This is a genomic window from Ramlibacter sp. (assembly GCF_035554825.1).
GTDB lineage: Bacteria > Pseudomonadota > Gammaproteobacteria > Burkholderiales > Burkholderiaceae_C > Ramlibacter.
The window spans coordinates 1-17,425 of record NZ_DATMHS010000058.1; the positions used below are offsets into that span (position 1 = coordinate 1).

General features: G+C 70.5%; 11 protein-coding genes and 1 riboswitch. Of the genes, 6 read left to right on the plus strand and 5 right to left on the minus strand.

Translation table 11 applies throughout. From position 1 onward, the window contains the following. Nucleotides 1-1,324: VCBS repeat-containing protein (locus VNT59_RS06760; RefSeq protein WP_325497561.1), on the minus strand; the 1,324-nt coding region annotated here is incomplete at its 3' end. Between the two features lie 41 nt (nucleotides 1,325-1,365). After that, complete coding sequence (locus tag VNT59_RS06765; protein WP_414708355.1) at nucleotides 1,366-2,475, minus strand: ABC transporter substrate-binding protein; 1,110 nt, start codon at nucleotides 2,473-2,475, stop codon at nucleotides 1,366-1,368. Nucleotides 2,476-2,611: 136 nt separating this feature from the next. Here VNT59_RS06765 and uvrA point away from each other — a divergent pair, with 136 nt between their 5' ends. The 4 genes from uvrA to VNT59_RS06785 all read left to right on the plus strand — a co-directional run bounded on the left by uvrA (nucleotide 2,612) and on the right by VNT59_RS06785 (nucleotide 11,158). Then, complete coding sequence (gene uvrA, locus VNT59_RS06770) at nucleotides 2,612-8,512, plus strand: excinuclease ABC subunit UvrA (RefSeq protein WP_325497562.1); 5,901 nt, start codon at nucleotides 2,612-2,614, stop codon at nucleotides 8,510-8,512. Between the two features lie 141 nt (nucleotides 8,513-8,653). Further along, nucleotides 8,654-9,175 carry a hypothetical protein gene (locus VNT59_RS06775; protein ID WP_325497563.1) on the plus strand — a complete coding sequence of 174 codons (522 nt, stop codon included), beginning with the start codon at nucleotides 8,654-8,656 and terminating at the stop codon, nucleotides 9,173-9,175. Between the two features lie 162 nt (nucleotides 9,176-9,337). Further along, nucleotides 9,338-10,300 carry a tripartite tricarboxylate transporter substrate binding protein gene (locus tag VNT59_RS06780; protein WP_325497564.1) on the plus strand — a complete coding sequence of 321 codons (963 nt, stop codon included), beginning with the start codon at nucleotides 9,338-9,340 and terminating at the stop codon, nucleotides 10,298-10,300. Between the two features lie 96 nt (nucleotides 10,301-10,396). Further along, nucleotides 10,397-11,158, plus strand: a complete 762-nt coding sequence (locus tag VNT59_RS06785) for a gamma-glutamyl-gamma-aminobutyrate hydrolase family protein (RefSeq protein ID WP_325497565.1) — start codon at nucleotides 10,397-10,399, stop codon at nucleotides 11,156-11,158. A gap of 31 nt (nucleotides 11,159-11,189) precedes the next feature. On the opposite strand, the gene VNT59_RS06790 is transcribed toward VNT59_RS06785, so the two are convergent. Together VNT59_RS06790 and VNT59_RS06795 are read right to left on the minus strand one after the other, a co-directional pair. Further along, nucleotides 11,190-11,984, minus strand: coding sequence for an HAD-IIB family hydrolase (locus VNT59_RS06790; protein WP_325497571.1), 795 nt, complete (start codon nucleotides 11,982-11,984; stop codon nucleotides 11,190-11,192). 25 nt (nucleotides 11,985-12,009) lie between these two features. Then, nucleotides 12,010-13,647: a peptide chain release factor 3 gene (locus VNT59_RS06795; protein WP_325497566.1), complete on the minus strand. Its 1,638-nt coding sequence runs from the start codon at nucleotides 13,645-13,647 to the stop codon at nucleotides 12,010-12,012. 166 nt (nucleotides 13,648-13,813) lie between these two features. Here VNT59_RS06795 and ligD point away from each other — a divergent pair, with 166 nt between their 5' ends. Next, nucleotides 13,814-15,100 carry a non-homologous end-joining DNA ligase gene (gene ligD, locus VNT59_RS06800; RefSeq protein WP_325497567.1) on the plus strand — a complete coding sequence of 429 codons (1,287 nt, stop codon included), beginning with the start codon at nucleotides 13,814-13,816 and terminating at the stop codon, nucleotides 15,098-15,100. Nucleotides 15,101-15,109: 9 nt separating this feature from the next. Here ligD and VNT59_RS06805 read toward each other — a convergent pair whose 3' ends face one another. Then, complete coding sequence (locus VNT59_RS06805; protein WP_325497568.1) at nucleotides 15,110-16,195, minus strand: ATP-dependent DNA ligase; 1,086 nt, start codon at nucleotides 16,193-16,195, stop codon at nucleotides 15,110-15,112. Nucleotides 16,196-16,250: 55 nt separating this feature from the next. Beyond that, nucleotides 16,251-16,319: riboswitch (S-adenosyl-L-homocysteine riboswitch) on the plus strand. Between the two features lie 82 nt (nucleotides 16,320-16,401). On the opposite strand from VNT59_RS06805, the gene VNT59_RS06810 reads away from it, so the two are divergent. Further along, nucleotides 16,402-17,425, plus strand: a 1,024-nt coding sequence (locus tag VNT59_RS06810) for an adenosylhomocysteinase (RefSeq protein WP_325497569.1), incomplete at its 3' end; no start/stop codon positions are given.

Sequence of the window (17,425 nt, forward strand, 5' to 3'; positions counted from 1 at the left end):
TGGTGCCCCAGGCCCAGTTGCCGCTGCGCGCAAACGGCCCGCTGTGCGTGAAAAGCGCCTGGCTGGCCAGCGTCGCCAGCGTCACCTTCTGGATCGCCGCGCCGGTGTAGAAGCTGGCCTGGCTGTCGGTGGTGCGGGCCAGGTACGCCGCGCCATCGGCGAAGACGGCATCGGTCACGTAGCCGTAGCCGTCCAGCCGCGGGAAGACCAGGGTCCGGGTGCCGACATAGCGGCCGGCGCCGTCGTTGGCGAACAGCGTCGCCAGCGCGTCGGCGCCGTCGCTTTCATGGCCGGCCAGGAAGGCGTCGTAGCGGCCGGTGCCGAACGCATCCACCAGTTCGGCGCTGAAGATGGGCTTGTACGTCAGGGCGGCCGGCAGCCGCGTCAGGTCCTGCGTGAAGTGGCCCGCGCCGTCGTTGATCAGGAAGTGCGGGGTGTGCGACACCATGTTCTCGGCCACCAGCAGGTCGGGAAAGCCGTCGCCGTTGACGTCGGCCGCCGAGGCGCCGTGGAAAAAGCCGGTGAACGGCAGCCGGCTGGTGGCGTAGCTGCCGTCGGGCTGGCTCAGCAGCAGCACCGGCTGCTCGCCCGGGAAGGGCGGGGCGTCGAAGCCATGGCAGGCGAAGAACACGTCGGGCCGGGCATCGCCGTTGAAGTCGGCGACCACCGCCTTGCGCGGATGCAGGCAACCGGTGTCCTGCGCCAGCAGGGTGCTGGTCTGGTCGACCCACCCGCCGTCGCCGCGGCGATAGAAACGGATCCGGCCCAGCCGCCCCGCCGTCGCCGCGTCCCGCGCGTCGTATTCGAGCGAGTGCGTCACCATCGACCAGCTGCCGTCCTGGAAGAAGTCCGCGAACGCGACGGCATTGCCGGACTGCACTTCCGCCGGCATCGGCTGCGGGCCCAGGGCCGCGGCGGCCGCGATCTTCTGCTCGTAGGATGAAGGCTGCACCGGCAGCGGCGAGCCGGGCGCGCCGAGCGCGGCCCCCACCGAAAGGACGCGGAAGTCGGCGCCGAGCTGCAGCAGCACGTTCGAGTACAGCTGCTGGCCCACCAGCGCGGCCGGCACCGACAGCCGGTTGGTGCGCGGGTTGTAGCTGTTGACGCGCCGCGTGCCGGCCGGCGCGCCGCTGCTCACGATGCGGGCGCGGCCGATGTCGACCACGACGTTGGTGTAGACGACGGCGGTGCCGGCGATCTGCACCGCCGGGATGGTGAGCTGGTTGGACGATGCGTCGTAGACGTCGTCGTCCGGCGTGCAGCCGGCCAGCGCCGCCGCGAGCACGGCGCCGCCGAGGGCGCCGCGCCAGATCCGGTGGTTCACGATCGGGAGTCTTTCTGCGGGGTTCGAATGGGGACGGACCATCAGCGCTTGAACCGGCCGTCGCTGCCGATGATCGAGAGATCGGCGAAGTCCAGCCCGGTGTGGTCGTCGGGCCCGAAGCTCACGTCCAGCCCGCCCAGGTCGAACCTGCGGATGCCCTCCAGCGCCGCCTGCAGCTTCTCGCGGGTCGGCTTGGCGCCGGCGCGCCGCAGTCCTTCCACCAGCACCTTGGCCGCGGCGAAGCCCTCCAGCATCGCCGGACTCAGCTCGCCGGACTTGCGCGCCTGCACCAGTTCCATCGCTTCCTTCACCATCGGGTAGGCGATCGAGCGCTCCGAGGGAAACACCTGGGTCACGATGACGCCGCGGCCATGGTCGCCCAGGCTCTTGATGAAGCCGCCCGAGGCGTTGTTGGACAGGGTGACGACCTGCGCGGCGGAACCGGCGGCGCGGATCGCCTTCACGCCGTCCACCACCGCCTGGCCGGAGGCGATCATCAGCACGGCCTGGGTGTTGGCCTTCGCGATCCTGGGGGCGACCGGCGCGAAGTCGGGCTTGCTGCGGTCGAACTTCTCCAGCACCACGGGGGCGATCCTGGCCGCCGCCAGCCCTTTTTGCGCGCCGGCCAGGCCGTCGGCGCCGAAACTGTCGTCCACGTGCACCAGCGCGATCCGGGTGATGCCCATCGAGGTGAGGTGGGTCACCGCCTTCTCGGCCTCGCGCTGGTAGGTCGCCCGCACGTTGAAGATGTGCTTGCGCACCGGCTGGTGCAGCACCATCGCGCCGGTGGACGGGCCGACCAGCGGCACGCCGTGCTTTTCCAGCAGCGGGATGATCGCTTCGGTGTGCGGCGTGCCGCGGTTGAGGAACAGCGCCACCACGTTGCGCTCCTCGATCAGCTGGCGCGCGTTCTCCGCCGCCAGCTTCGGCTCGAACTTGTCGTCCAGCGACACCAGCTCGATCTTCTGGCCGTTGACGCCGCCCCTGGCGTTGACGCTGTCGAGGTAGAGCTTGGCGCCCTCGGTGGTCTCCTTCACGCCGGCGGCGACCGGTCCCGAGAAGCCGGCGGTCTGGCCGATGACGATCTGGCCCTGGGCCCCGAGCGCGGCCAACGCGAACAGCCCGGCGGCCCACCACTTGAATGCTGGCAAGTTTGTCTCCTCGTGTATCTTTTGCGCGCAAGTGTAGGGGCGGCCCAGCGCGCGGCAGCCTCGGTGGATACCCCCATGGCCGAGCGAACCGCGGCTCATCCCTAGAATGTTCGGCCAACTCCGGAAACCCCGCCGTATGACCCAGGGACTGATCCGCATCCGCGGCGCCAGGCAACACAATCTCAAGAACCTCGACCTCGACCTTCGCACCGGCGAACTGACGGTGGTGACCGGCCCGAGCGGCTCGGGCAAGTCCAGCCTCGTCTTCGATACCGTGTACGCGGAAGGACAGCGGCGCTATGTCGAGACCTTCTCGGCCTACGCCCGCCAGTTCCTCGATCGCATGGACAAGCCCGCGGTCGACCGGGTGGAAGGCGTGCCGCCGGCGATCGCGATCGACCAGACCAATCCGGTCCGCTCCTCGCGCTCCACGGTGGGCACGATGACCGAGCTGAACGACCACCTGAAGCTGCTGTTCGCGCGGGCCGGCCAGCTGTTCGACCGAGCCACGGCGCTGCCGGTGCGGCACGACTCGCCCGACAGCATCTACGCCGAGCTGCGGGCGCGCACGGCCGCCGCCGACCCGCGCCTGGTGGTCACCTTCCCGGTCGAACTGCCGGCCGGCACTTCCGCGGACGAGCTCGAACAGTGGCTCGCCGCCAGCGGCTTCACCCGCGTGCAGGCGCAGCGCGAGGTCGCCACGCCGACCGGTCCGCGCAAGATCCTCGACGTCGTCGCCGACCGGTTCCGGCTGCGCACCACCGAGCGGGCCCGCGCCGTCGAGGCGATCGAGGTGGCGCTCAAGCGCGGCGCCGGGCGGATGGCGGTGTACGTGGTCGGGGAGCCGCCGGCCGACCCGGCCGCCGAGGCCGGCGCGGCGGCAGAGATCTGGAAGTTCTCGACCGGCCTGCACTGCCCCGAGAGCGACCTGCGCTACGCCGACCCGATCCCGTCGATGTTCTCGTTCAACTCGGCGGTCGGCGCCTGCGAGACCTGCCGCGGCTTCGGGCGCGTGATCGGCGTCGACTACGGGCTCGTCATCCCCAACGACAAGCTGACGCTGCGCGCCGGCGCGATCAAGACCTTGCAGACCCCGGCCTGGGCCGAAGCGCAGGACGACCTGATGCGGCACGCCGAAGGCGCCGGCGTGCCGCGCGACACGCCCTGGTACAAGCTGACCGCGGAACAGAAGGCGTGGGTGATCAACGGGGCGCCGAACTACCGCGAGGGCAACTGGAACAAGCAGTGGTACGGCATCAAGCGCTTCTTCGAGTACCTCGAGAGCAAGGCGTACAAGATGCACATCCGGGTGCTGCTGTCGAAGTACCGCAGCTACACGCCGTGCGAAGCCTGCGGCGGCGCCCGCCTGAAGACCGAGAGCCTGCTGTGGCGCCTGGGCACCAGGGAAGACGCCGATGCGGTGCTGGAGCCGGCCCGGCGCTTCCTGCCGGTGGGCACCGGCTGGTCGCGCGCGCAGCTGGAGGCGCTGCCGGGGCTGTGCCTGCACGACCTGATGCTGCTGCCGATCGAGCGGCTGCGGCGGTTCTTCGACCGGATCTCGCCCGCCGCCGCAGCGCTGGAAGGGGAGGGTCCCGGGCACGGCGAGCAGCAGGCGCTCAAGCTCCTGTTCGAGGAGATCACGACCCGGCTGAAGTACCTGGTCGACGTCGGCATCGGCTACCTCACGCTCGACCGCCAGAGCCGGACCCTGTCCGGCGGCGAGGTGCAGCGGATCAACCTGACGACCGCGCTCGGCACGTCGCTGGTCAACACGCTGTTCGTGCTCGACGAGCCCAGCATCGGGCTGCACCCGCGCGACATGAACCGCATCACCGAGGCCATGCAGCGCCTGCGCGACGCCGGCAACACGCTGGTGGTGGTGGAGCACGACCCGGCCGTGATGGTGGCGGCCGACCGCATCATCGACATGGGTCCCGGCCCGGGCGAGCGCGGCGGCCAGGTCGTGTTCGACGGCACGCCGCAGGCGCTGCGCGGCGCCGACACGCTGACCGGCGCCTACCTGGGCGCCCGCAAGCACGTCGGCATGGGCTTCAAGCGGGCCGTCACGGCGGCCACGCCGCGGCTGATCCTCGAAGGCGCGACCGAGCACAACCTGAAGAACCTGTCGATCGAATTCCCGCTGCAGCGGCTGGTCTGCGTCACCGGCGTCTCCGGCTCGGGCAAGTCGACGCTGATCCAGGACGTGCTGGCGCCGGCGCTGACGCGCCACTACGGCAAGGCGACCGAAACGCCGGGCGCGCACCAGCGCCTGCTCGGTGCCGACCACCTGCGCGACGTCGTGTTCGTCGACCAGTCGCCGATCGGCAAGACGGCGCGCTCCAATCCCGTCAGCTACGTCGGGGCCTGGGACTCGATCCGCGAGATCTTCGCCTCGGCGCCGCTGGCCCGCCAGCGCGGTTACACCGGCTCCAAGTTCAGCTTCAACTCCGGCGACGGCCGCTGCCCGACCTGCGGCGGCTCGGGTTTCGAACACGTGGAGATGCAGTTCCTCTCCGACGTCTACCTGCGCTGCCCCGACTGCGACGGCAGGCGCTACCGGCCGGAAATCCTGGAGGTGACGATCGAACGCAGGGTCGGCCCGGACTTCCGCACCATGAACGTGGCCGACGTGCTGGACCTCACCGTCAGCGAGGCGGCGGCGCTGTTCGCCAGCGACCGCGACGTGATCCGGGCGCTGCAGCCGATCGTCGACGTCGGCCTGGAGTACGTGAAGCTGGGGCAGCCGGTGCCGACGCTGTCCGGCGGCGAGTCGCAGCGGCTCAAGCTGGCGGGCTTCCTCGCCCAGGCCGCCAAGAACGCCAGCGCCAGCCGCCAGGCGCTGGCCACCAAGGGCACGCTGTTCCTGTTCGACGAGCCGACCACCGGCCTGCACTTCGACGACATCGCCAAGCTGATGCGCGCCCTGCGCAAGCTGCTGGAAGGCGGCAATTCGATCATCGTGATCGAACACAACCTGGACGTGATCCGCGCCGCCGACTGGCTGATCGACCTCGGCCCCGAAGGCGGCGACGCGGGCGGACTGCTGGTCGCCGAAGGGCCGCCCGAGGAGGTGAAGCTGCATCCGGCGTCGCACACGGCCAAGGCGCTGCGCGAGTACGACAGCACCCTGGGCGCCGGCGCCCAGTTCGCGGCCGAGGCGCCGCCGCGCTGGAAGGCGGGCGACGGGGCCTCCCTGGGCGCGCGTCCGAACGCGATCCAGATCGTCAATGCACGCGAGCACAACCTGAAGTCGCTGTCGGTCGACATCCCGCACAACAAGTTCAGCGTGGTCACCGGCGTGTCGGGCTCGGGCAAGTCGACGCTGGCTTTCGACATCCTGTTCAACGAAGGCCAGCGCCGCTACCTGGAGTCGCTCAACGCCTATGCGCGCAGCATCGTGCAGCCGGCCGGCCGGCCGGAGGTGGATGCGGTGTACGGCATTCCGCCCACCGTCGCCATCGAGCAGCGGCTGTCGCGCGGCGGCCGCAAGTCCACCGTCGGCACCACCACCGAGGTCTGGCATTTCCTGCGGCTGCTGTACGTGAAGCTGGGCGTGCAGCACTGCGTCAAGGACGGCGCCGAGGTGCGGCCGCAGAACCCGGACAGCATCGTCGCGCAATTGATGCGGCGCTATCGCGGCCAGCACATCGGGCTGCTGGCGCCGCTGGTCATCAACCGCAAGGGCGTGTACACCGAGCTCGCCGACTGGGCCCGGCCGCGCGGCTACACGCACCTGCGCGTGGACGGCAACTTCCTGCCGACGACGGGGTTCCCGCGGATCGACCGCTTCAAGGAGCACACCATCGAACTGCCGGTGTGCGACCTCGACATCGCGCCGGCCAACGAGGCGCTGCTGCGGCAGAAGGTCGCCGAGGCGCTGGAGCACGGCAAGGGCGTGCTGCACGTGCTGGCGCCGCTGGACGGCCTGCGCGGCGCGATGCTGTCCGGCCTGGGCGCCCACGGCCACATCGGCAAGGTGGAGGTGTTCTCGACGCTGCGCGCCTGCCCGGTGTGCAGCACCAGCTATCCGGAGCTCGACCCGCGCCTGTTCTCCTACAACAGCAAGCACGGCTGGTGCCCCGACTGCGTGGGCACCGGCGTCAAGCTCACGCGCGAGCAGCGCAAGGCGTTCGACGACACCATCGCCTCCGGCGACGACAAGGGCCGCGAACAGACCTTCGCCGAGCCGGAGGTGGAGGACGTCGCCGACGAGGCCTGCCCCGGCTGCCACGGCGCCCGGCTGAACCTGCAGGCGCGCAGCGTCCGCTTCGACCAGACCGGCATCCACGAGATCGCCGCGCTGTCCGTGGTGGACGTGCGGCGCTGGATCGAGAGCCTGCGGGTCAAGGGCGTGCTGTCGGCGCGCGAGGAAGGCATCGCGCGCGACCTCATCCCTGAGATCCGCAGCCGCCTGGAATTCCTGGAGGAGGTGGGCCTGGGCTACCTCACGCTGGACCGCGGCGCGCCCACGCTCTCGGGCGGCGAGGCGCAGCGCATCCGGCTGGCGGCGCAGCTCGGCTCCAACCTGCAGGGCGTGTGCTACGTGCTCGACGAGCCGACGATCGGCCTGCACGCGCGCGACAACCAGATCCTGCTGGACGCGCTGCACAAGCTCGGCGACAAGGGCAACACGCTGGTCGTGGTGGAGCACGACGAGGACACCATCCGCCGCGCCGACCACATCATCGACATCGGCCCCAGCGCCGGCAAGCGCGGCGGCCGCGTCGTGGCGCAGGGGTCGGCCGACGAGATCTCGGCGGCGCCCGATTCCGTCACCGGCCGCTACCTGCTGCATGCGATGAAGCATCCGGTGAAGCCGCGGCGCAGCGTCGATCCGGCCGAGGCGGCGCCGCCGCGCATTCCCGTGATCGAGACCGCCGCGCCGGCCGTGGCCGGCAAGAAGCCGCGCTCGCTGCTGGCGCAGATCGCCAGCGGCCTCGCCGCCGATGCGCAGGAGGCCGGCGCCGCACCGGTGCAGTTCCTGGCGCTGCGCGGCGCCGACCTGCACAACCTGCGCGACGTCGACGTGCAGGTGCCGCTGCGGCGGCTGGTCGCCGTCACCGGCGTGTCGGGCTCGGGCAAGTCGACGCTGGCGCGCGACGTGCTGCTGCAGAACGTGCAGGCGGTGGTGCAGCAGCGCGCCACCAAGGCCGGCCGCGATGCCGACGCCGCGGGCAAGCGCCACGCGTGGGTCGGCTGCAAGGGGCTCGACGGCTACCAGGTGATCGACCGGGTGCTGGAGGTCGACCAGACCCCGATCGGCAAGACGCCGCGGTCCTGCCCGGCCACCTACATCGGCTTCTGGGACACGATCCGCAAGCTGTTCGCCGACACCCTGGAAGCCAGGGCCCGCGGCTATGGGCCGGGGCGGTTCTCGTTCAACACCGGCGAGGGCCGCTGTCCCACCTGCGAGGGCCAGGGCATGCGCACCATCGGCATGAGCTTCCTGCCGGACGTGAAGGTGCCTTGCGAGTCGTGCCACGGCGCGCGCTTCAATCCGGAGACCCTGGCGGTGACCTGGCGCGGCAAGAGCATCGGCGACGTGCTGCAGATGGAGGTGGACGAGGCGGTGGCGTTCTTCGCCTCGATGCCCAACATCAGCCATCCGCTGCAGCTGCTCAAGGACGTCGGCCTCGGCTACCTCACGCTGGGCCAGCCGTCGCCGACGCTCTCCGGCGGCGAGGCCCAGCGGATCAAGCTGGTGACCGAGCTGTCGAAGGTGCGCGACGACATCACGCGGCGCGGCCAGAAACCCCCGCACACGCTGTACGTGCTGGACGAGCCGACGGTCGGCCTGCACATGGCGGACGTCGAGAAGCTGGTGCGCGTGCTGCATCGGCTGGTCGACGGCGGCCACAGCGTGGTGGTGATCGAGCACGACCTCGACGTGATCGCCGAAGCCGACTGGGTGATCGACCTCGGGCCCGAGGGCGGGACGGCGGGCGGTCGGGTGGTGGCCGAGGCGACCCCGGAGGACATGGTCGCGCGCGGCACGCATACCGGCAAGGCGCTGGCGCCGGTGCTGGCGCGCACCTGAGCTGAAATCTTCGTTGACGACCCGATACCGGGCCGAAACGAAGCGACAGCTTCATCCTACGCTGCTCATCAGGCGACGCTGACAAGCGTGTGGGAGCCCGCCGCCTAGCCTGCGGGCTTTCCACATTTGCCGGTGCCCACCATGACCAAGCTTTCCTGCCGAGCCCTCTTCCCCGTCGCCGCCGTCGCGCTGCTGCTGTCCGCCTGCGGCGGCGGCGGGGGCGACGGCGATTTCAAGAACGAGCCCCGGGCCAGTACCCGGCCGGCCTCGGTCACCGTCGCCAACTCGGCGGACACCACGCTGAACGGCGGCTACGCGACCAACGACGTCTTCCTCAACGACATCGTGAAGGTGAATCCGATCGGCGGCGAACCTGAAACCTGCCGCATGCGCTTTGCCAACCTGCCCAAGACCGGCGCGTCGCTGGTGATGGACGGCGAGATCCGCTACAAGCCCGGCACCACCGAAACGACGGTGACGATCGTGTCGATCAACACCATCGAGTTCCAGCTGGCGGGCCCGGCCGGCGCCAACGTGAACCGCGCCGGCAACGTGGTCACCTATACCAATGCCGTGTTCCAGTCGACGCAGGGCACCGGCCGCTCGATCACCCTGAGCGGCACGATCCCGCTGCGGGCCGAGAACAAGCCCGAAGGCTGCTGACGTCCAGGCAGTGGGCAGCGGCGGGCGCGCGACGCCGCGCTGCGTCCTGCCCTGCGCGGCGCGGACGTTCTGCACTGCGAGCCGTCGCGGGCGGGTCAGTCCGGATGCGGCGCGCACGCTGGCCGTGTCCAATGGGTGGTTCGCTTTCTTCGAAGAAATCCCATGCGTCGCCGACATCTCGTCCAGCTCACCGCCGCGGCCCTTGCCGCCAGTTCGCTCAGCGTCCTGGCCCAGGGCTTTCCCGCCAAGCCGATCAAGCTGATCATCGCGTTTCCGGCCGGCGGCCCCACCGACATCACCATGCGCCAGCTCGCCGAAAACGCGGGCAAGGTGCTCGGCCAGCCCGTCATCGTCGAGAACAAGCCGGGCGCCGGCGGGACCTTGCCGGCCCAGCAGCTGCAAAGCTCGGCGGCCGACGGCTACACGCTGGCGCAGATACCGCTGGGCGTGTTCCGGCTGCCGTACACGACCAAGATGACATGGGACCCGGTCAAGGACATCAGCTACGTGATCAACGTGACCGGCTATGCCTTCGGCATCGTGGTCCCCACCGACAGCCCGATCAAGAGCTGGAACGACTTCGTCGCCTACGCCAAGGCCAATCCCGGCAAGCTCAGCTACGGATCGACCGGCACGCTCACGAGCCCGCACCTGACCACCGAGCTGGTGGCGCAGAAGCTGGGGATCAAGCTCAATCACATTCCCTACAAGGGCAGCTCGGAGCTGGCGCAGGCCATCGTCGGCGGCCACATCATGGCGGCCGCCGATTCCACCGGCTTCGCGCCGCTGGTGGAATCCGGCAAGCTGCGCGTGCTCAACACCTGGGGCGAGCAGCGCCTGGCGAAGTTCCCGGACGCGCCGACGCTGAAGGAACTGGGGCTCGACGTGGTGCAGAACTCGCCGTTCGGCATCGGCGCGCCGCGCGGCACGCCGCCCGAGGTGGTCAAGAAGCTGCATGACGCGTTCAAGAAGGCCATGGACGATCCGAGCTACGTGCAGGCGCTCGCACGCTACGACATGCTGCCGATCTACATGGACTCGGCGCAGTACGCCCGCTTCGCCCAGGAGACCTTCGCGCGGGAGAGGGCGCTGGTCGAGAAGCTCGGGCTGTTCAAGGCCCCCTGAGGCCGGCGCCGCGGCCGGGCTCGCGTCGGCGCCGTCCGACGCCAGGAAGCGGGAGCCCAGCAGGAGGCGGAGCCGCGGCTGCGCGATGATCGCGCCATGCACGCGCACAAGCCCCTGGTCTGGCTGCCGGCCTGCCACCGCAATCTCGACCTGTCCGATCCCGGCGGCTACACCGTGCTGGCGGACCGCTACGCGGCCGCCGTGACGGCGCTGGGCCTGCAGCCGGTGCTGTTTCCGATGGCGGGCGCGGCCGACGTGATCGACCTGCTGCCGGTGGTCGACGGGGTGCTGCTCACCGGCTCGCCCTCCAACGTCGATGCCGCCCGCTTCGGCGGCGCGGCGCTGGCCACCGACCTGCTCGACCCGCGGCGCGACGCGCTGACGATGGCGCTGGTGCCGGCCGCGCTGGCCACCGGCACGCCGCTGTTCGGCGTGTGCCGCGGCCTGCAGGAGATGAACGTGGCGCTCGGCGGCAGCCTGCACCAGCAGGTGCACGACGAGCCCGGCCTGCTGGACCACCGCGAGCCGGAAGGCGACCTCGAAGCGCAGTTCGCCACCCGGCACGAGGTGCTGCTGACGCCCGGCAGCGCGTTCGCGCAGTGGGCCGGCGCCGGCAGCGCGATGGTCAATTCGCTGCACGGCCAGGGCATCAAGCGGCTGGGGCAGGGGCTGGTGGCCGAAGCGCATGCCCCGGACGGCCTGGTCGAAGGCGTGCGCGTGTCGCATGCGCCGGCCTTTGCCTTCGGCGTGCAGTGGCACCCCGAGTGGCGCCACGAGAGCAACCGGTTCTACGCCCGCACGCTGGAGGCGTTCGCCCAGGCCTGCATCGAGCACCGCCGCCGGCGCGGCGCGGCCTGAGGCGCGGCCGGCCCCGAAGCCGGCGTGCCGCTCAGCGGGCCTGGATCAGGAAGCGCGCGAGTTCGCTGAAGCCGGCGCCCGCTTCCGAAGGCGTCACGTAGGCCGGCGCTTGCCCGGCCGGCAGCGCGAAGCGGGCGACGTTGGCCACGCCCACCGCATTGGGCAGGTACGCGAACATCGGCGCGTCGTTGGGCGAGTCGCCGGCGAAGACGCAGCGCTCGCGCTCCGCGTCGAGCGCCAGGCCATGGCGCTCGCGCAGGAACAGGTGCGCCATGCTGAGCTTGTCGTACTGGCCGAACCAGCCGTTGATGTGGATCGAGCTGACCTTGGCGGTCATGCCGGCGCGCTCCATCAGCGCGACGATGCGCTGCACGGCGCTGGCCGGCAGCGGCGGCACGTCCTCGCAGAAGTCGATCGCCAGGTCGTACAGGCGGCAGAACTGGTCGGACGCCAGCGCGCAGCCCGGCACCTCGCGCAGGATGGTCTCGCGCACCTCGGCCAGGCGCTCGGTGTTGGCCGCGCGGGTGGCGGCGTCGAACACATGCCGGCTCTTGAGCTTGCGCGCGGCGGCGTCGTACCAGAAATAGAAGGCCCCGTTCTCGCCGATCACGGCATCCACCGGCCACATCCGGGCGATGTGGTCGCACCAGCCGGCGGGCCGGCCGGTGACCAGCACCACCCGCAGGCCGGCCGCGCGCAGCGCGGCCAGCGCGCCGTAGGCCTGCACCGTGAGCTGGCCCTCGGTGGTGAGCGTGTCGTCGATGTCGCTGAACACGGTGTGGACGCGCGCCGCGACGGCGGCCGGCATTTCGTGCAGCGGCCTCATTTTTTCTTGTGCCATGGGATGGGGCTCAGTGGCTGCCGTGCAGCGCCAGGCCGGCGTGCTCGCGCAGCGGATGGAAATGGATCTTGGGGAAGCGCTCCTGCGCCAGCCGCACGTCGTAGGGCGAGGTGCACAGGAACGCCAGCGCGTTGGCGGCGTCGAGCGCCATCCGCTGCGGATAGGCGTCGGTGAACTCGCGCAGCTCGGCCGGCGTGTCCGCGGTGATCCAGCGCGCGCCGGTGTACTGGCAGCCTTCGAGCCGCACGTCGGCGTCGTACTCGGTCTTCAGCCGGTGCTGCACCACCTCGAACTGCAGCTGGCCGACGGCGCCCAGCAGCATCGGCCCGCCGACCTGCGGCCGGAACACCTGGATCGCGCCTTCCTCGCCCAGCTGCGCCAGGCCCTGCTGCAGCTGCTTGGTGCGCAGCGGGTTGCGCAGGATCACCACCATGAACAGTTCCGGTGCGAAGAACGGCAGGCCGGTGAACTGCAGGTTGGCGCCGTCGGTGATGGTGTCGCCCAGCTGCACGCCGCCATGGGTGGTGAAGCCGATGATGTCGCCGGCATAGGCCTCCTCGACCGCCTCGCGCCGCTGCGACAGAAAGGTCACCACCGACGTCGGCCGCAATTCCTTGCCGGTGCGCTGCACCTTCAGTTTCATGCCGGGCGAGTACTTGCCCGAAGCCATGCGCACGAACGCGATCCGGTCGCGGTGCGACGGGTCCATGTTGGCCTGCACCTTGAACACGACGCCGGAGAAGTTGGGGTCTTCCGGATGCACTTCCTTGTCGACCATCTGCCGGTTGACCAGCAGATGGCTCACGCGCGGACCGGGCGAGGGCGCCAGGTCGACCAGCGCCTCCAGCACCTCCTGCACCCCGAAGTTGTTGACGCCGGAGCCGAAGAACACCGGCGTCTGCCTGCCGGCCAGGAACGCCGCATGGTCCCAGGCCGGCGAGGCGCCGATGGCCAGTTCCATGCTCTGCTCGGCGGTCTCGAACTCATGACCGAAGCGCCTGATCAGCTCGTCGCGGTTGCTCAGCGGAATCGTTTCGAAGTCCTGCGGCAGGCGCTCGGAGCCGGACTCGAACACCGTCATCGTCTTGGTGCGCAGGTTCATGATGCCGCCGAAGCTCTTGCCCTGGCCGACCGGCCAGGTCATGGGCACGCAGGCCATGCCCAGCTCGCGCTCGACCTCGTCGAGGATGTCGAGCGGGTCGCGCACCTCGCGGTCCATCTTGTTGACGAAGGTGATGATCGGCGTGTCGCGCTGGCGGCAGACCTCGATCAGGCGCCGGGTCTGCGCTTCCACGCCGTTGGCGGCGTCGATCACCATCAGCGCCGAGTCGACCGCCGTCAGCACGCGGTAGGTGTCTTCGGAAAAGTCCTTGTGGCCCGGCGTGTCCAGCAGGTTGATCACGTGGTCCCGGTACAGCATCTGCATCACCGAGCTGGCGACCGAGATGCCGCGCTGCTTCTCGATTTCCATCCAGTCGGAGGTGGCGTGGCGCGAGGCCTTGCGCGCCTTGACCGAGCCGGCGATCTGGATCGCGCCCGAGAACAGCAGCAGCTTCTCCGTGAGCGTGGTCTTGCCCGCGTCGGGGTGCGAAATGATGGCAAAGGTTCGGCGGCGCCGCGTTTCGGCGACCAGGGACGGGACGGACAAGGGAAGACTCCGGGTGCGGTGGCCGGGCCACGGACGCCCAACCGACCCGCTATTGTGCCGCGCGCCCCCTGGCCGCGCCGGCGCGGGCCGGTATCCCATGCCCGGCCCGCGCGACGGCCGGTTGCAGCGGACCCCGTGCCGGCGCCGGCCGGTGTAGCCTGGGGCCATGGTCAAAGAAGCCGACCGGCAAACGCTGCAGGTGGACGGACGCGAGCTCGTCGTCACCCATCCGGGCAAGGTCCTGTTCCCGGCCGCCGGCATCACCAAGCTCGACCTCGTGAATTACTACCTGGCCGTCGCGCCCGGCGCGCTGCGCGGCTGCGGCGGGCGCCCCTGCGTCCTGGTGCGCTACCCGAATGGCATCGACGAGCCATTCTTCTTCCAGAAGCGGGCGCCGGCCGGCCGCCCGGACTGGCTGGAGGTGGCGGAGATCCGCTTTCCCTCGGGACGCACGGCCCAGGAGGTGGTGCCGCGCGAGCCGGCCGCGCTGGCCTGGATGGCCAACCTCGCCTGCCTGGAACTGCATCCGCACCCGGTGCGGGCCGAAGACCTGGACCACCCCGATGAGCTTCGCGTCGACCTCGACCCGGTGCCCGGCGTCGAGTGGCGGCAGATCGTCGACGTCGCCGGCGTGGCGGAGGCGGTGCTGGCCGAGTTCGGGCTCACCGGCTGGCCCAAGACCTCGGGCTCCCGCGGCATCCACGTGATCGTGCGGATCGAGCCGCGCTGGAGCTTCGACCAGGTGCGCCGCGCCGCCCTGGCGCTGGCGCGCGAGGTCGAACGCCGGGCCCCGCAGCTGGCCACCAGCAAGTGGTGGAAGGAGGAGCGGCACGGCGTCTTCCTCGACTACAACCAGAACGCCAAGGACCGCACGGTGGCCTCGGCCTACTCGGTGCGGCCGCGTCCCGACGCGCGCGTGTCGGCGCCGGTGACTTGGCGCGAGCTGGCAACCTGCGACCCGGCCGACTTCACGCTGCGCACCATGCCGGCGCGGTGGCGCGAGATCGGCGACCCGCACCAAGGCATCGACGCCGCGGTCTGTTCGATCGAGCCGCTGCTGGCGCTGTCGGCCGCGCAGGAGCGCGAGGGGCAGGGCGACGCGCCCTGGCCGCCGCACTACCGCAAGCAGGCAGGCGAGCCGCGCCGGGCGCCGCCGTCCACTGCACCGGGCTCATCGAAGCCCGAGCAGGCATCCACCGCGTCGAAAGCCACTCCGGCAAAGCGCAGGTCGAGCAAGCCGCTGATCGAGATCGCGCGGGCCGAGCGCGAGGCCGAGGCGCTGGCCGCGGTCCAGGCCTGGAAGGAGCGGCATCCGCAGGCCGCCGCCCACCTGCAGCCGGCCGACGTGCTGGTGGACCGCATGCGGGGCAGCTCGTCGCTGTGGTACCGGGTCCGGATCAACCTGGAACATGTGCCGGCCCGGCAGCGGCCGCGCCGGGAGCCGCCGGCCTGAGCCTTGCGCTCAACGCGCCTTGGCCGCCCCGAACACCTTCTCCAGCTCGAACGGCGTCGCCACTTCCAGCTGGTCGTAGCGGCAGTCCTGGGGCGGCTTGTCCGGCCGCCAGCGCAGGAACACGGCGGCGTGGCGGAAGCGGTCGCCCTGCAGGTGGTCGTAGCGCACCTCCGCCACCCGCTCGGGCCGCAGCGGCTGCCACGACAGGTCCTTGCCGGCGCTCCAGCGGCTCTGCGCGCCCGGCATCCGGGTCGATTCGTCGCTTGCCTGCGCCCAGTCGCGCCAGGGATGGTTCTCCAGGGCCTGCTCGCGCAGCGGCGCGAGTTCCTGCACCAGGTCCTTGCGCATCTGCATCGTGAACGCCGAGGTCACGCCGACGTGCTGCAGCGCGCCGGCCTCGTCGTACAGGCCCAGCAGCAGCGAGCCCACTGCATCCTCCTGGTCGCGGTACCAGCGAAAGCCCGCCACCACGCAATCGGCGGTGCGCGAGTGCTTGATCTTGTACATGGCGCGCTTGCCGGGCTGGTAGGGCAGGGCCTCGGGCTTGGCGATGACACCATCGAGGCCGGCGCCTTCGAAGCGTTGCAGCCAGTCCTGCGCCACGGCGCGATCGCGCGTCGCCGGCGTCAGGTGCAGCGGCGCGGCGGCGCTGCCGAGCAGGCGCTCCAGCCGCACGCGCCGTTCGGACTGCGGCAGTTCCATCGTGGAGCGGCCGCCGGCCGCCAGCAGGTCGAAGGCGACGAAGGCGGCCGGCGTCGCCTGGGCCAGCTTGGCCACCCGCGAGGCCGCCGGATGCAGCCGCTGCTGCAGCGCATCGAAATCCAGCCCGTTTGCTCCCATCACCACGATCTCGCCGTCGAGGACGCAGCCGCGCGGCAGGGCCTCGGCCAGCGCCTTCTCCAGTTCGGGGAAATAGCGGTTCAGCGGCCGCAGGTCGCGGCTCTGCAGGTACACGCCGTCGGCGGTGCGGAACACCAGGGCCCGGAAGCCGTCCCACTTGGGCTCGTAGAGGAACCCGCCCTCGGGCGGAAGCTCGTCGGCGATCTTGGCGAGCATCGGCTCGATGGGGGGAGAGGTCGGGGAAGGAGATGCCATGGCCGCTCTTATACGCGCCGCCGGGCGAATTGCGGCCGGCTCGCTATAATTTCGCCCATCCGAGGAGCGTTGCAGCGCCATCAGGCGTGAGGCTCGGTCAACATTGCAACGACGCTCACCCACTGATCCTGTGCGGTGAGCGCCTCGATTCCCATCGGGCGTCCGCAGCGCGGGAGCAGTGGTCCAACCTCAGCTTTGGAGCCACCATGAACGCCGTTCTCAAACCCGCCGCCGCCCAGGACTGCGCGATCGCCGACATCGGCCTCGCCGGCTGGGGCCGCAAGGAAATCCGCATCGCCGAGACCGAGATGCCGGGCCTGATGGCGATCCGCGAGGAATTCGCCAAGGCGCAACCGCTCAAGGGCGCCCGCATCACCGGATCGCTGCACATGACGATCCAGACGGCGGTGCTGATCGAAACGCTGCAGGCGCTCGGCGCGCAGGTGCGCTGGGCCTCGTGCAACATCTTCTCCACCCAGGACCACGCCGCCGCCGCCATCGCCGCCGGCGGCACGCCGGTGTTCGCGATCAAGGGCGAGACCCTGGCCGACTACTGGGACTACACCCATCGCATCTTCGAGTTCGGCCCCAAGGGCAGCGAGGGCGAAGGCCCGAACATGATCCTGGACGACGGCGGCGACGCCACGCTGCTGATGCACCTGGGCAAGCGCGCCGAGAAGGACGCCTCGCTGATCGCCAACCCGAAGAGCGAGGAAGAGACCTGCCTGTTCGCCGCGATCAAGGCCAAGCTGGCGCAGGACCCCACGTGGTACAGCCGCAAGGGCGCGCAGATCATCGGCGTGACCGAGGAGACCACCACCGGCGTGCACCGCCTGAACGAAATGAGCGCCAAGGGGACGCTGCTGTTCCGCGCGATCAACGTCAACGACTCGGTGACCAAGAGCAAGTTCGACAACCTGTACGGCTGCCGCGAATCGCTGGTCGACGGCATCAAGCGCGCCACCGACGTGATGATCGCCGGCAAGGTGGCCGTGGTGGCCGGCTACGGCGACGTGGGCAAGGGCTCGGCCCAGGCGCTGCGCGCGCTCTCGGCCCAGGTGTGGGTGACGGAGATCGACCCGATCAACGCCCTGCAGGCCGCCATGGAAGGCTTCAAGGTCGTGACGATGGACTGGGCCGCCGACAAGGCCGACATCTTCGTCACCACCACCGGCAACCGCGACGTCATCACCTTCGAGCACATGGCCGCCATGAAGGACCAGGCCATCG